General features: G+C 51.3%; 13 protein-coding genes and 1 pseudogene. 6 read left to right on the top strand and 8 right to left on the bottom strand.

Annotated elements, in window-relative coordinates:
- Positions 1 to 61: 61 nt before the first annotated feature.
- A pseudogene (locus tag SYN7336_RS05990) lies at positions 62 to 691 on the top strand (transposase family protein); the annotation flags it as partial.
- A 442-nt stretch (positions 692 to 1,133) separates the two neighbouring features.
- Here SYN7336_RS05990 and SYN7336_RS05985 read toward each other — a convergent pair.
- Both SYN7336_RS05985 and SYN7336_RS05980 read right to left on the bottom strand, forming a co-directional pair.
- Entirely contained in the window at positions 1,134 to 2,822 is a 1,689-nt protein-coding gene (locus SYN7336_RS05985) for a helicase HerA domain-containing protein (RefSeq protein WP_017325022.1), read from the bottom strand.
- Between the two features lie 452 nt (positions 2,823 to 3,274).
- Positions 3,275 to 4,537: a hypothetical protein gene (locus SYN7336_RS05980; RefSeq protein WP_227498607.1), complete on the bottom strand. Its 1,263-nt coding sequence runs from the start codon at positions 4,535 to 4,537 to the stop codon at positions 3,275 to 3,277.
- A 189-nt stretch (positions 4,538 to 4,726) separates the two neighbouring features.
- Here SYN7336_RS05980 and SYN7336_RS05975 point away from each other — a divergent pair, with 189 nt between their 5' ends.
- From SYN7336_RS05975 to SYN7336_RS05960, 4 genes are all read left to right on the top strand, one after another.
- A complete protein-coding gene (locus tag SYN7336_RS05975; RefSeq protein ID WP_017325020.1) occupies positions 4,727 to 5,020 on the top strand; it encodes a hypothetical protein in 294 nt (97 codons plus the stop codon).
- Between the two features lie 126 nt (positions 5,021 to 5,146).
- A complete protein-coding gene (locus tag SYN7336_RS27735; RefSeq protein WP_017325019.1) occupies positions 5,147 to 6,517 on the top strand; it encodes a VWA domain-containing protein in 1,371 nt (456 codons plus the stop codon).
- Complete coding sequence (locus SYN7336_RS32185) at positions 6,511 to 6,618, top strand: hypothetical protein (protein ID WP_162139141.1); 108 nt, start codon at positions 6,511 to 6,513, stop codon at positions 6,616 to 6,618. Before SYN7336_RS27735 ends, SYN7336_RS32185 begins: the two co-directional genes overlap by 7 nt.
- 301 nt (positions 6,619 to 6,919) lie before the next feature.
- A complete protein-coding gene (locus SYN7336_RS05960) occupies positions 6,920 to 8,800 on the top strand; it encodes an FAD-dependent oxidoreductase (RefSeq protein WP_026100743.1) in 1,881 nt (626 codons plus the stop codon).
- 40 nt (positions 8,801 to 8,840) lie between these two features.
- On the opposite strand, the gene SYN7336_RS05955 is transcribed toward SYN7336_RS05960, so the two are convergent.
- From SYN7336_RS05955 to rpmH, 6 genes are all read right to left on the bottom strand, one after another.
- Positions 8,841 to 9,332, bottom strand: a complete 492-nt coding sequence (locus SYN7336_RS05955; RefSeq protein WP_071590748.1) for a DUF177 domain-containing protein — start codon at positions 9,330 to 9,332, stop codon at positions 8,841 to 8,843.
- Between the two features lies 1 nt (position 9,333).
- The gene (locus SYN7336_RS24650) at positions 9,334 to 9,825 is read right to left on the bottom strand and encodes a R3H domain-containing nucleic acid-binding protein (protein WP_017325016.1); all 492 of its coding nucleotides are present in this window, start codon (positions 9,823 to 9,825) and stop codon (positions 9,334 to 9,336) included.
- A 24-nt stretch (positions 9,826 to 9,849) separates the two neighbouring features.
- Positions 9,850 to 11,013 carry a membrane protein insertase YidC gene (yidC, locus tag SYN7336_RS05945; RefSeq protein ID WP_026100742.1) on the bottom strand — a complete coding sequence of 388 codons (1,164 nt, stop codon included), beginning with the start codon at positions 11,011 to 11,013 and terminating at the stop codon, positions 9,850 to 9,852.
- Between the two features lie 194 nt (positions 11,014 to 11,207).
- Entirely contained in the window at positions 11,208 to 11,618 is a 411-nt protein-coding gene (locus SYN7336_RS05940) for a PH domain-containing protein (protein WP_017325014.1), read from the bottom strand.
- Between the two features lie 33 nt (positions 11,619 to 11,651).
- Positions 11,652 to 12,194, bottom strand: coding sequence for a ribonuclease P protein component (gene rnpA, locus SYN7336_RS27730; RefSeq protein ID WP_017325013.1), 543 nt, complete (start codon positions 12,192 to 12,194; stop codon positions 11,652 to 11,654).
- A gap of 5 nt (positions 12,195 to 12,199) precedes the next feature.
- Complete coding sequence (gene rpmH, locus SYN7336_RS28685; protein ID WP_071590747.1) at positions 12,200 to 12,337, bottom strand: 50S ribosomal protein L34; 138 nt, start codon at positions 12,335 to 12,337, stop codon at positions 12,200 to 12,202.
- Positions 12,338 to 12,653: 316 nt separating this feature from the next.
- Here rpmH and dnaA point away from each other — a divergent pair, with 316 nt between their 5' ends.
- A complete protein-coding gene (dnaA, locus tag SYN7336_RS05930; protein WP_026100741.1) occupies positions 12,654 to 14,033 on the top strand; it encodes a chromosomal replication initiator protein DnaA in 1,380 nt (459 codons plus the stop codon).
- The last annotated feature ends 561 nt before the right edge of the window (positions 14,034 to 14,594 follow it).

Genomic DNA, 14,594 nt, shown 5'->3' with positions numbered 1-14,594 from the left:
CTTGCTAATGGAGCGCTAACTATGGCATACCACAGGGCGAAGATAATTGATGTTGCTGCCGATGAACTACGAATCAGCCCAACGACTCAACCCTAAATCGTTTAAACGCAGATTTGGTGTGCATCGCCCCACCTTTAAAAGCATGGTCAAAAGCTTCAAAGCCCAATTGCCTGAAACCCCAGGACGGGGTCGCAAACCCAGCCTCTGCTTGGAGGACCTTGTGCTGGTGGCCCTAGAGTATTGGCGAGAATATCGTCCATACTTTCATATCGGCACCGATTGGGGGATGTCCGAATCGACCGTTTGCCGCATTGTTCATTGGCTTGAGGATAGTCTGATGGGCTCTGGTTTATTTCGTTTACCCGGTAAAAAGCGCTTGTTTCGAGGCTTTGGCAGACCTGAAGTGGTGGTGATGGATGTAACAGAAACTCCGATTGAACGCCCCAATCGCAAGCAAAGACACTTCTATTCCGGCAAGAAGAAGCAACATACGCTCAAATGTCAAATCATCCTCGACCAGCAAACCAGAGAAGTCATCTGTACCTTCTTTGGTCAGGGGCGTCGCCACGATTTCAATCTGTTCAAAGCCTCTGGCATTCATTTCCATCCCGAGACGCAAAGCTTGCAAGACAACGGATATCAAGAAATTGCGACTCATCACCCCAATAGTTTCATCCCGAGGAAAAAACCCAATTGAGAGAAGGTTTTTGAACAGATCGCTGAACGCCTGAAAATTATCCTGCAGTGTTGTTTTCTGACTCACCATCATGCAGGTATTGAGAGCTTCTTTTATATACTCTTGGGAGTTGGGGATAGATTCATTCCGAGCTGCCTACTAGGTTTGTCTGTGCAAATTCGAAAGGCCAGACGCCTTGAGTCCTGCATGGATCGCATTGCCCTTTGCTCTCCTATGGACGATCTGTTGGTCGTATGTATACCAACTAGTCTGTATATTATTGAGAGCATCACCTCCCGTCAACGCTAGTAACAGCTCTACTGAAGTTCCTCAAAATCCCTACAAAGTTTGTGGCAAAAGAATTTCAGCTCTGGCCAGTCAATTTCGAGATGTCACAACATTTAACAAACTGGTTTGTATGGAAACTGAGAAGGACGAACGCAAAGCCGTACAGTCCCTACAGGCCCAACTGCGTTCGCGCCAATTCTGCCGCCCGCAAAACCTCCTCATCTGACGCCTCACTCCAATCGGGTTCCCCAATCTCGGCATAAAACCGCTCGTCATACGGCCGCGTGCGCACCACCACCGGCATCGGCACTGCATGGCCCAAGATCAATGCCTGCTGCTTGGAATCCAATTTCGCCAAGATCGTGCGCAGATTCTGTCCCCCCGACACCCCTGTAAACACCGCATCGATATCTTTCTCGTCATTGAGCAGTGCCGTAATCCGCGTACCGATTTGGGACATCACCTCGCTATCGATCCCCGACGGTCGCTGATCCACTACCAACAGCGTGACAAAATACTTGCGCATTTCGCGGGCGATCGTGCCGTAAATGGTTTGCTTCACCGTCTGCGGAGCTAAGAACCGGTGGGCCTCCTCGATCGCGATCGTCAGTTGCCGGGGTTTATCTGCTGGATTCTTGCTGTATAAGTAGCGCTCGGCTTTGTGAACGTAGGCTTTGTGAATGCGGCGAGTAATTACATTGCTGGCCAACATGTAAGAGAGCATGTTGGATTGAGAACCAAACTCGATCACAACGTGCTGGCCCGCCTCCAGCGACTCCAAAATTTGGTTGATGTAATTGTGGGGAGTCGCCGACCGAATGTAGTCCAAATCTTCCAACCGCGTCAGCTTGCGCTGCAGTGCCATAATCGACGCCTTATGACCCATCCGCTGCTCGCAAAACTCTTGAATCTCGGCATTCGACATTGTCAAGAGTCTCGAAATCCAGTCTCGCCCGAACTCATTGCGCAAAATGACCGCATTCTCCAAGCTCGCTTCTGAAAGGTTTAGCTCCTCCCGCAACAACATCAGATCTTCCACTTCAATCTGGTTGAAACTAATAAATAGCTCCAACGCATCTCGAACCCCCCGCCGCTTAGTCGAATCGGCATCGAGGGTGTAGATCTGTACCTGCCCGGGAAACAATTGCTTCAAGCCCTTGACAGTATTGGCCCCACTCTCCTCCGTTGCTGCCTCCCAGCCATATTCCGAATGCATATCAAAGATCAAGTTGACAGCAGCTTGCTTGCGGATAATCCCCGCCAGTAAGAGGCGAGTCAAGAAAGATTTCCCCGTGCCGGACTTGCCGAAGATGCCGTTACTGCGCTCCACAAATCGGTCGAGATTCAAGCAGATGGGCACGTCCGTATCCACAGGCTGACCGATGGCAAAATTGCGCGATCGCGGCTCGGCTTCCGACCCAAACACCGCTTGAAAGTCTCGCTTCCGCGCTTCGTAAACCTGTGAAAAATGGGCCGGTACCGTTTTTACCGGCAGCAGTTGCGTCTCATCCGCATCTTTCCCATCCACCAACATCAACATCGGGACGAGCGTCACCGTCCCAAATGTCCCCGTTCCTGCCAATATTTCTGACAAAAATATTTCTTCGGGGCGGGGCGGATCGATTAAAATCTGCGGGCTAGTGGACCCCAAGGCCACATCCGAGAGCAGGCCAAAAAAGCGATTTCGCTGCCCCCGCACTACCACAAACTTGCCCACCCGCATCTCCTCCACAGAGATCCCCGGATTGAGCCGCGCTTCCAGCCCCTGACCTAACGATCCCTGGGTCACGGTCGCCAGTGCTTGAGGGGTTTCCGCTGTGTCCCTGTCAATTGAGCCGTTTTCGACTGCTTCCACCACTGCACCTATGGAAAGGATTGGGTTAACGGCGATCGTAGCCCTTCTATCTCGCGGTTACCAGCGATCGCCTCGTTAAACTCAGCCCGGCCCATTGTTGCCCGCAAAGAATCTCGATTGATGGTTGGCCGATATGTTTTGTGTGAATTTGTTGAGTAAATTTACTTAGAGAAAGTATCTTTCCTGCCGTAGAAATACTCTACGATCTCGATCTCCCACTTCCGACGTCCAGATATCTACGGCAGTCAAATTTGATAAGTCAGACTAAAGTTATAAGAGAGCGACATTCACGTTCCATTACTAGAGTTACCTTTTGCCCCGATCGATTTTCTTTCGAGCTACAACTCGGAAGCTACTTTAATAAATTGGTCATTTTTTCAAGCTGACGTTGAAAATAACCCGATTTGTAGATTCTATCGATCCTGGCTGCAGGTCGTCACAATTACAACTCATTCTTACTCATTGAGAACTACCGAACGATCTTCATCTAAAATAACTTCACATGACTCTGCCTCTGATGTAGGAAGAATTAAATAATTAGTTGGCGAGCTAGTGACACTATTCCATACGGAGAAGACGATAGAGCCATCAGAGTCTTGACTTAAATCCCTCCCCTTAATATAACTTGTCTCTGGGACTGTGAGAACCGTGTTTAATTCATCATTGATACCCATTATAATTCTATATCTAGATACTCCCCACAAACTTCGATCGTCAGGCATTGAGAAAAGCTCAATCCAGCTATCTACGACTTCAGGAGGAAGCGAAATTTCTTGAAGAACCAATCCAGGTTGCAGTTCTATTAAAAATGGATATCGATCCACTAAATCAATATTTGTTAAGAAAATTCGACCATCAAGAGGTGTTCTTGTGACAAACCAGTCTGGTATATCCCGATTAAAATTCTGTCTTTGTGAAATATCAAAAATAAGCGTAATATCTGCCCCGTCGTAGAAGAGTGTCTCGCCGGATAGTCCTTCTAGAATGACTCCCCCTAATTCTGAAATATCAACCAGTAAAGGCGAGTCTTGAATGTTTATTGGCAACTGTCTCGCCTCACCTTCCACTATTTCATATGTTACGAGGCGTGGCTTGCCAAAGAAATTAACCTGATGTCCTCTTATAAATGGTCTTTGAAGTGTTGTGCTATAAAACACCTGTTCGCGCCGTGAGCAATTGCCCACATAACGTCCCCATGAAGAGCACGGTTCGGTATACAGTTCAGGGAGTGCTGTCGGCAAACCAATTGTAGGCTTTGTTCCATCAAGATCGATCTGAACCAAATAATCGTCTTCGTAACCATCAACCCAGAGCCAGTCATCTTCGCCTAATGCCAATGCCTTTATGATATTAGTGCCGTACTGTTTAACCTCCACAACGGCTAGGGGTTGAGAGCTTTCTAGATCGTCTTTAAGAAACAAGTGCTCTTCACCAGCAATAATGTAATATGTTTCGTTATTCAAGTTAATAGTTATTTGTGGTGACTCATTTCGTCGGCGATCGGAATTTGAGGGTAGAAGTGTATGGGTTTCTCCTACAGCTGTAACGCAATAGGACAGAGTATCAGCCATTACTTGAGTAGCGATCGAGATAATAGCTACTACGACAATCGCAAAACTCTCACACAGGTGCCGCTTTGCATTGATGTGCTTTGAACAGGATTGATTTGCTAGCAGCCTGCCTAAAACAACCAATATCGCACCTGAGGAATAGGCCATTGTATCCAACCAGCAATGAATGCTATAGACACTAGGTTTTCGCTTGTCCCTATATTACAACACTCCCACAGCAATAAAAACTGAACAGCACCAGAGAAAGACAGTAATTTTTCTGAGCTCTATAAAAATTAGTAGTGATAACATCTAACCTACACATTCTAAGGAAACATCATACTTGGAGCGCATTCCATGTTCGACCCAATCGAGATTAAAAAACTTTACCTTTTCGGAACAGCAAATCCATCACCAAACGACTACAACGAGCATATCAGGCCCCTAAATGCTTCCCCAGCATCCAAGTCTTATGATATGAATACCTATCTGACGAGCGGTGGAGGACGTTTTGCTTACCCTTCGCTATTTGGCGCCGTGGAAAAATTCTTTGCGGCAGAAAATCTCGATGATAGAACATATACTTTTGCCGAACTGAGTACTAGACTAGGACTAAATGACAACGATCTAGAAATTAAGATCTCTCAATAAAAAACAGGTCTTGGAAGTGCCGATCATGCTGATCGATCCTATATTTTTGGTAGTAACAACAATTTCGTCTTAGATACCACAAACCTTGAATTCAGAGTTATTAATGGAGTCAAAACTATCAGCGGCATGGAAGTGCGAGCGGAGAATGATAATTTTGGCTTTGAATCTCTTGCAGGCTCTTTAATTCAGCAATTCAACGATATCTTTCTACAACCAGTCTTAGATCCTTTTGGATTAGGCCGAGGTCAAGTCCAGATCGAGTTCACGGGCTCTGGCCGAGTTTACTCTACTTATACACAAAGTGATTTTGCAGCAGATCGGGTGCTTGAAGCGAGTGTAGATAGCAGCACAGTCAAACAAGGAGTTTTAAGTCTGCTTAACAATGGTGGAATCAATTACTTCTTCGACCTCTTTTCAGATCCATTTCTTGCCTATCAGCATAATAACTTAAAAGTAATTTACGGAACCCACGGAGGTGACAATCTCGATCCATTTGACGGAATTTTTGATATCAATAATGGCGTTAATTCTGACTTTCTACTTGTTGGTGGTGATGGTAATGACATTATTGATGGTGGGCTTCTTTCTGACGTACTTGAAGGTGGAGAAGGAAACGATATTCTGAATGGTGCTAGCAGTGACGATCGCCTCATCGGAGGTGCTGGTAATGACATAATAGAGGGTGGATCTTTTGTATTAGGTCTTTTCGAAGGAGATGATAAAGCTATTTATAAAGGTTCATTTGCCGATTACGACATAGAGTTTCTTCTCGATGACACCATAAAAATCAGTGATAAAACAACGGGTCGGGACGGTACTGATACACTTACAGGAGTCGAGACAGCAGTATTTGCCGATAAATCAATCAAACTTTCCCCAGGTCAAGATATTGCATTCGTTATTGATATAACTGGCAGTATGCGCGACGATCTTACTGCTGTTAAAGCCCGCGCCGCAGACATCATTAGTACCATCTTTGACGGCGAACGCGGTTTTTTAGATTCTCGAATCGCCGTAGTTGGCTACAACGATCCTGCCACAGCCACTCTTCTCTCCTTCACCGACCAACCGAAAATAGAAGCTCAGAAAGCTGCAGCGATTAGCGCAATTAACCGTCTCTCTGCTAGTGGAGGCGGTGATTTTCCCGAAGCCGTGAATGCGGGACTCATCCGTGCCCTATCTGGTGATGCTGGAGAATGGAGAAGAGAAGCGATCGCCCGACGCATTATCCTGTTCGGCGATGCCCCTCCAAAAGATACCGAGCTTCGTTCCCAAGTTTTGGCACTCGCCTCTAATGTCGAAGGGTTAACTACGAGCAGCAGTCTGAGTTCGATGTCAATTGCAGGCGATATCAAAACGAGCAGCCTCGCAAGCGATCTCGCCGTCACCAGTTTTGCGGTAACAGCCACAGATAGTGACGGTTTACCTGTCACGATTCCGGTCGAGATTTTTACTGTTCTCATCGGCAATTTGGCGGGGAGGGCAATGACATTCTGACTGGCGGTCACGGTAAAGACTCGATCGCTGGCAATGAGGGAGATGATGTACTCACTGGGGGTAACGGCAAAGATACCCCGATCGGGGGGGGAGGGAGATGATATCCTGACTGGCGGTTACGGTAGAGACATCTTTGTGTTGGCTGCTGAGGATGGCACCGATCTCATCCTGGACTTCAGGCAGAGGGCTGACCTCATTGGTTTAGTTGGAGAGCTCACATTTGGCAGTAATGTATCTACACAGGTTATCGATGGCGAGACTTTACTGCTCGCTGAGGGCGAGACTCTCGCGCGTCTGAAAGGTGAGTTTGCTCTGACGGTAGCGGACTTTACTTCTCTCTAATTTTAGGGAACTGCATCAGATTCTCCCACAACCGTAATTAGACTTGCAGGCGTTGGAACCATGGGATCGATGCGTTGGTTGTTGGGGGGAACCGTGGTGACGTTTTTGGCTGGGGTAGCCGTTGCAGTCCGGCTTAGCAACCTACTACCGGTCTCCCAATCCCCGACGATTGGCGCGGAGATGCCCCTAGCAACAAGCTCTCCCGACCCTGCTGCGGCCACACCACCGGAAATTTGGACCTGCGAAGTCGTTGTGATTGGGGGGTCGCTGGGAGGTGTGGCCGCAGCGGCGCACGCCATGCAGGCAGGAGCCCGCACCTGTCTGATCGAACTCACCCCTTGGCTGGGGGGACAGATTAGCTCGCAGGGGGTATCGGCGATCGACGAATCGCTGGTGATGCGACAGCGGCAGAACTTTTCTCGCAATTGGAATCGCTTCAAACAGTTAATCGCGGCCCAAACCGTAGCTCTACCGTCGGAGGTTACAGGCATCGCAACCGCCGTCGTAGCCGACATTAATGGCTGCTGGGTGGGAGATCTGTGCTTTCCACCCGCTGCGGGGCATGCTGCCTCAGAAACATTACTGCAATCAACCCGCCAGACGGCTCCCGACAGCCGCTGGGCCACCTCTACCGCGTTTAAAGGGGCAGAGTGGAATGCCGAGGGCGATCGCCTTATTGCCATCAACGCCGTCCGCCGCATCCCGCGATCGCCAGATTACATTCCAACCGGCCGCCTCTCCCGCGAACTGCACCGTTGGTACGACTGGGAGAGCGACGCCACCTTTGAAAAAATTCCCCTACGCCTTCAGCCGGTCGCCGGTCGCCCCTTCGCGGTCATCGACGCCACCGATACGGGGGAACTGGTGGGCTGGGCTAACCTACCCCACCGCCTAGGCTCCGAAAGCTACGCCACCACGGGCGAGCCCCACGCCGTAGCTGACAATCCCGACTGCACGCAAGCCTTTACCTTTCCATTCGCCCTGGCGATCGCCGACGATGGCGGGCGATCGCGCAATCAACTGGCCCAACTGCAAACGGGCTATGCCAAAGCAGAACACCGGCGTGACTTTTCCCTCAATGGCTTCAATCTCCTCTCCGGTCGCAGTTTCTTCCACTACCGCCGCATCGTCAGCCTCTCCGGCAGCAATCCCCTCACCGGCACCCCCGGTAGAGGAGACATCGCCCTGGTGAATTGGAATCGCGGTAATGATTGGAATCTGATGAACCCGCCGCTGATTCTCACTGCCGAGCAGATCCTGGCTGAGGGTCAAGATCGAAACTGGTTGGGGGGACTCCAGATCGATGCCTTGCGAGCTGCCGAGAATCGCGCTCTGTTGTTTTCCGAATGGCTGATGCAACATCACTCCACCCCCACCGTTCCCCTAGCTCATCTGTCCGGTCCCGACTCCCCCTTGCAAACGCAATCGGGTCTGAGTATGTATCCCTACATTCGCGAGGGACGGCGAATTCTGGGACGGGCGGCTTATGGGGACGACGAGTTTATGCTGCGAGAACAAGATATTCGCTTCGATCTGAGGGGCGGTCGAGACTGGCGAGCGCGAGCGATCGCCGTTACTAACTATGCGATCGATATCCACGGCTGCCGCTATCGCAATTGGGAACCCTCCGGCGAAGCTGCTTCGGCCCCCATTAACGAATTTGTTGTCAAGCCTATCTATATTCCCCCTGAAGCCCTGATTCCACAACGGGTTGACAATCTTCTCATCGGTGGCAAAAGCATTGCTGTCACCCACATCGTCAACGCCGCCACCCGCACCCACTACGGCGAATGGAGTGTTGGCGGAGCGGCCGGTGCGATCGCCGCCTGGTATATCCAACAGGGCAATGCCGATCTCCCTCTAGCTGAGGCCAGCCGCGATGAGGTTTTAGTGCAGCTTCAGAACCAGTTGCGATCGCAAGGGCTGCGTCTCGATTGGTGAGGTTGCGCCCCACCCCAAACACCCTATAACCAATCTCTGCTTACTGGAACTGCTGCTTGAGCTGCTGTAGTGCAGTCCAACGGCGATCGACAGTTTCCCCCTGTTTCACCTCGGCAACCAGCCCAGCGCAGTCTTCAGCACAGAGTTGCCGCTGGGGCAAAGACAAACACAATTGTTGGTACACCCAATCCTCAAGATCGAACTCCCCATCGGGAGATAGCGTTTCCAGCAAGTCTTCCATACCCACTTCTGCCTCCTTGGCGATCGCCGCTGGAGCCTTCTCCAACCACAATACTTCGCTCATCTCCGCTTGTAGCTGGTGGTTGTAGGTTTGCAAACAGCGATGGCAGCTGAGGGTAACAATCGTTTGGAACGAGCCCGCCACCTCCACAAAGGTGCCTCGATGGACAATCTTCACCCAGCCCTGCACGGGGGTTAGAGAGACAAAATTGGCGATCGGCTGGCGAAACTCGATTTCCCGCCTACCGCCGGACACTTGCGACAGGTCCCCGAGCGAAATCGGGCGCAACATCTCAAGCCTCCGCCTTCCCGGCTAAACAAACGACTAAATGGCGATGGGGCTCTTTGCCGCGACTGAAGGTTTCCAGATCGGCATATTCTTCAGCGCTCAGCAGCGTATGCACTTGCCGCCGTTCCGCCGCCGAGAGGGACTCAATTGCATACTCGGTCCCACTCGATCGCACTCGCTCAACTGCTGCTGCCGTCAACTGCTGTAAATGCTCTTGGCGCCTCTGGCGATAGCCGTCCAACTCAATAGTGTAAGCAAATTGAGCATCTTTCGGCAGATGCAAATTCAATAGCGCATTGGCCAGATACTGCAGCGCATCTAACGTTGCCCCCCCTTCTCCGAGCAGTGCCTGTTTCTCGGAATCCAATAGATCTGCAGCCTCGATCTCTAGCATGTCCTCCGACTGCACGACTGGAACAGACACCGACATCAGTTGCAAGACCGATTCCAGCCACTCGCGACCGCGTTCTAACGCACTCTCTGCCTGACTCGCCATTGCCCTAATGCCCTCAGCACCCCGTTAGCGTTCGAATGGTAAGGACCCGCGCCCGCCGCTGTCTTTTAGCTTACTGGCTTTGCTCTCCTCGAGCTCCTGTTGTTCTTGCTCCATTTCCACCAGCTTTTGCAAGTTCTCGGGCAGCGGCTCTTGGGAGAGAAAATACGTCTGAACCGTTTGGAAAATATTCGACACTACAATATAAATCAACACTCCAGCCGGCAGCGGGAAAAACAGGAACATGCCAGAGAACAGAATTGGCGTAACTTTATTAACGGAATTCTGGCTGGGATTACTCGACCCGGGGCCACTGCTGCCCGAAATCGATTGGCTGACATACGTACTCAACCCGAAGACAATCACCAAGCCCACAATATCCCAGTGAATCGTGCCATCTTCAGCTCGGGCCCCCACCCGACCCAGTTCTTGAATAAACCAAAATCCAGTATTGGCAGCGACGCCCGGTACTTTGACCTGAACGGTGACATCTCCCGGCTGCAAAGCCAGCAAGCGACCGTCGGAGGTCAGCTGGGCCCGCTCTTCCCCTTTCGTAATTTGCCAGTTAGGAATGAGGGAAATCTCGCCATCAGTGTGGTATTCCCGCACTAGATCGGCAAACGCCCGTCCCTGCACACTTTGTAATTGCAGCTGAGTCCTGTCTCCCACGGCAATTTTTTGGCCAATCGGGGCAGTCAGCACCACCGGACGATGTACGGAGTCGTTGAAAAAGAGATTTTTAGGCTTGGTGCTAACGGGGGCAGGTACCACTTCAGCACTCAACTCTGCGGGCAATATTTGCAGGTTGATATCGAAGGGCACATCTGCAAACGGCGAGCCCTTTAGGGTGGCAAACAGCGCGAACAGAACTGGCATTTGCAGCAGGAGTGGAAAGCAGCCCCCCAAAGGATTGCCAAATTCTTGGTAGAGCTCGGATTGAGCTTCCCGCATTTTGACCGGATCGTCGGCGTATTTCTCTTGCGCCTCCTTCAGCTTCTTTTGCATCAGGGGCTGAGCCACTTTCATCTTGCGCATATTCCGAATGGAACCCGCATTGAGAGGGAATAGCGCCAAGCGGATCACGAGGGTCAAGAAAATGATGGCGAGTCCGTAGCTGGGCAAGATTCCGTAGAAAAAGTCCAGAATCGGCAGCATGACGTTGTTGGAAAGAAAGCCGATGCCAAAGTCCATGCGGGTCTCGTTTGGTAACGTTTGGTTTACATTGTAGTGGGTTTTGCCAGCCACTCGGAGTCCGACTCGCAAGAATCGGACCGCAATTTTATCGCGATCGCAGTCAGGACTCTCTGCCGGGGCATGTCGGGGACGACTGAGCCGACGAACCAGCCACATGCTGCAAGCGATCGCGCCTTAAATAGGGGCGAGCTCTAAGTCCGAGAGCGCTTTTCTCCAGCGGGACCGCTCACCTGACGGGCCCTATCGTCAATTTTCTCCAGAATGTAGTCCGTCACTTTACGAAACTCAGGTACCGATCGCATTTCCAAGCGGCTGCCATCCTTCAGGGTCAACACAATATCCCCCCAAGCACCAATTCCCCTCGGCACACTCGCCACTTTAGCGATTTCCTTATAGATAATATCGGAGCGATCGCGGCTCAGCCAGCCACCAATCACCGTCACGCGACGATTGGTAATGCGGTAATTCACCCAAAGACGGCGGGTGAGGGAACCGATAAATAGCGGCAGGCCAACAATCGTCGCCCCCAACAGCGTATTGCCAATCAGATCGCCAATGTGAGGTTTACCCTCAAAAAAAACCTCTTCTGTTTTGCTGGCCATACCGTCGAATTCTAAAAAAACTCTAAATCCATTTTATGGGGCGATCGCCCCCTCCCCCACCATCGGCGGCTCGCAGTCCCCCACAGCAAAAGGCTTTCTGGAGTTTTCCACAGAATTCCCAACTGTGGAAACTGCGCTATCGGTCGAGTCGGGAGCTGCGAGCAGCAAGCCCGCTTGCAGCAAGAGCTGCTGGAGCTCTGCCTGGAGTTGGGCGATCGGGCAGGTCAAAATTGGTGCTGCTCGTTCTGAACTCCGCGCTCGATTGGCCGTCACGATCGCCAGCCAGTCTGGCGACACCAGCGGCAGAAACTGCTGAATTTGAGCGCGGATACGCCGTTTGATGCGATTGCGATCGACTGCTCTTTTACTGACTTTTTTACTGACCACTACCGCCCATTGAGTGGGACGCGCCGAAGTTGGCAGCTCGGCATACTGAGAACTGGAGCGACTGCGGGAATGGCGCGATCGTACTTGCCACGCTCGCAATGTCAAAAGTTGGCCGCGATAGCAACGCCCGCGACGATAGATCGTATCGAATGCCGGTCGATAGCGCAGCCGGTGCGATCGCGGCAGCACAGGCGTTACGCACCCAAACGAGCGCGACCTCTGGCTCTGCGGCGGCGAATGACGCGACGGCCACCGGGGGTTCTCATACGGGCACGAAACCCAGAAACGCGAAGGCGCTTGCGGTTCGTCCCACCTAAAGTACGCTTAGTCACGATCTATCCTTATGGGTCACTTCTCCAGCAGCACTTGAGGGGACCGCCCCCGAATGGGTTCGCAGCTCGACTTCGGCAGAGCGGAGTACTGGCAGGCTCAATATTGTAACGAACTTTCAGCCTTTTCCACAAACTATGCCTGAGTTCGACTGCGAACCAACCCTCAAATCTCTAGTTCGATCGAACAACCAGCATCGATCGAACCATCAGCCCCTTCCGAATGAGTCTGATATGCTATCTATCCAGGAGATTGAAATCCTGTCTGGGTCGAGGCAATCCCTCCACCGCTCTGTCGTTTGCAAGAGCCAATAACCTCGTGACTTTGTCTGCCGAACAGCTCTGGGACCAAGTTCTAAGCCACCTTCAGGTGCAGCTCAGTCGGCCGACATTCGAGACTTGGATTAAAACTGCTCGGGCAGAATCCCTCACCGAGCACTGTCTGACGATCCAAACCCCCAACACCTTTGCCCGCAATTGGCTGCAAAAGAATTACGTCACCACCATTGCCACCGTCGTCGAAGGCATTGTGGGCAGCCCCCTAGAAATTGCCATCTCAGTCTCCAGTGGAGAGAGCAACGGCAAGGGAGAACCCGCCGACCTGCCGAGTGCGCCAGTTGCTCCACCTTTGCCTGTCCTCGAAGCCAAACCCACCACCACTCGAACGCGCGCCGTCGAACTCAACCCCAAATACACCTTCTCCCGCTTTGTGGTGGGCTCGAATAACCGCATGGCCCATGCCGCCGCTCTAGCCGTGGCAGAGATGCCGGGCAGGGCCTACAATCCCTTATTTCTGTGCGGCGGCGTCGGGCTGGGCAAAACCCACCTCATGCAGGCAATCGGCCAATATCGCTTGGAGAGCGACCCCAACACCAAAATCTTCTACGTTTCCACCGAGCGCTTTACCAATGACTTAATCGACGCAATCCGCCGCGACAGTATGCAGGCGTTTCGGGAGCACTATCGCGATGTCGATATTCTAATGGTGGACGACATTCAATTCATTGAAGGCAAAGAATACACCCAAGAAGAGTTTTTCCATACCTTCAACACCCTGCACGAGCGCGGCAAGCAAATCGTCCTCTGCTCCGATCGCTCCCCTCACCTAATTCCCCGACTGCAAGAGAGGCTCTGTTCTCGGTTTTCGATGGGGTTGATTGCCGAAATCCAATCTCCCGATATCGAAACCCGCATGGCGATTCTGCAGAAGAAAGCGGAATATGAAGGCATGCACCTCCCGCCGGAGGTGATCGAATATATTGCTTCCCGCTATACCAACAACATTCGAGAATTGGAAGGGGCGCTGATTCGAGCCGTGGCCTTTGTGTCCATCTCTGGATTGGCAATGGCGGTGGAGAATATCGACCCCATTCTCAATCCCCCCACCAAGTCTCGCGAGGTCACCCCTAACGTCGTCATAGAGACGATCTGCGAGGAATACAAACTCTCAGAGGCCGATCTGAAGGGCAACTCCCGCAAGCGAGAAATCAGTCAAGCTCGCCAAGTCGCCATGTTCCTGATGCGCCACTACACCGATCTGAGCCTGCCTAAAATCGGCGAAGCTTTCGGGGGCAAGGACCATACCACAGTAATCTACAGCTGCGAAAAAGTAGCCCAAATGCAGAAAAAAGATCCTCAATTGGCACGCCAAATCCAGCAGTTAGGCGATCGCCTGCGCATTGCAGCCAATACCCCGTAGTAGGATAATGACCTTAATCCAAACTTAAGCTTCTCTAAACCCATTACCCCACTTGGATTTCACCTCAATTGTGACTGCAAAAATGGGGAAAGCCTGTGGAAACCTGTGGAAAACTGCAAGGGGCCACTGGAGGCAATCTTCGAGCCAACTTTTCGGACTTTCCATATCTAGGGTGATATGTCAAGATATCTCGCTTACAGACACTGATTGTATGTATCTTTTCGTTAATCTGCGATCGTCCGATCGCATTACCCCTGTGGGAAACCTGTGCAAAACTTCTCTTTTCTGTGGAAAACTTGTGGAAAACCTGTGGAGTATTTGAGTAAGTAAAAATACCCTGTGGAAAAGTGGGGTATTTTTGCACAGGACTTTCCACAGGCAAAATTGAGCCCGATCGCCGCTGGGGAGAGCGATCCCCAGTTTTCTCCACAGTTTCCACAGCCTCTACTACTACTAGTTTAAATATTTAAAAGAAAGACAGTAGATAGAGAGCGGGCAAGGAGATGCAAAAAAACTTTTGAGCTGGAGCAGGGACGAGAAATGCCAATCCCGGGTGCTAGG

Origin of the sequence: Synechococcus sp. PCC 7336 (assembly GCF_000332275.1) — a bacterium.
GTDB lineage: Bacteria > Cyanobacteriota > Cyanobacteriia > Thermostichales > PCC-7336 > PCC-7336.
The sequence above is the reverse complement of the archived record's forward strand: the minus strand, read 5'-3'. Positions and strand labels throughout refer to the sequence as shown.

Bases quoted from the DNA above. Each gene is read 5' to 3' on its own strand.
- SYN7336_RS05980 (WP_227498607.1), bottom strand. From the start codon at position 4,537: ATGGCCTATTCCTCAGGTGCGATATTGGTTGTTTTAGGCAGGCTGCTA.
- SYN7336_RS05975 (WP_017325020.1), top strand. From the start codon at position 4,727: ATGTTCGACCCAATCGAGATTAAAAAACTTTACCTTTTCGGAACAGCA.
- SYN7336_RS27735 (WP_017325019.1), top strand. From the start codon at position 5,147: ATGGAAGTGCGAGCGGAGAATGATAATTTTGGCTTTGAATCTCTTGCA.
- SYN7336_RS05960 (WP_026100743.1), top strand. From the start codon at position 6,920: ATGGGATCGATGCGTTGGTTGTTGGGGGGAACCGTGGTGACGTTTTTG.
- SYN7336_RS05955 (WP_071590748.1), bottom strand. From the start codon at position 9,332: ATGTTGCGCCCGATTTCGCTCGGGGACCTGTCGCAAGTGTCCGGCGGT.
- SYN7336_RS24650 (WP_017325016.1), bottom strand. From the start codon at position 9,825: ATGGCGAGTCAGGCAGAGAGTGCGTTAGAACGCGGTCGCGAGTGGCTG.
- yidC (WP_026100742.1), bottom strand. From the start codon at position 11,013: ATGGACTTTGGCATCGGCTTTCTTTCCAACAACGTCATGCTGCCGATT.
- SYN7336_RS05940 (WP_017325014.1), bottom strand. From the start codon at position 11,618: ATGGCCAGCAAAACAGAAGAGGTTTTTTTTGAGGGTAAACCTCACATT.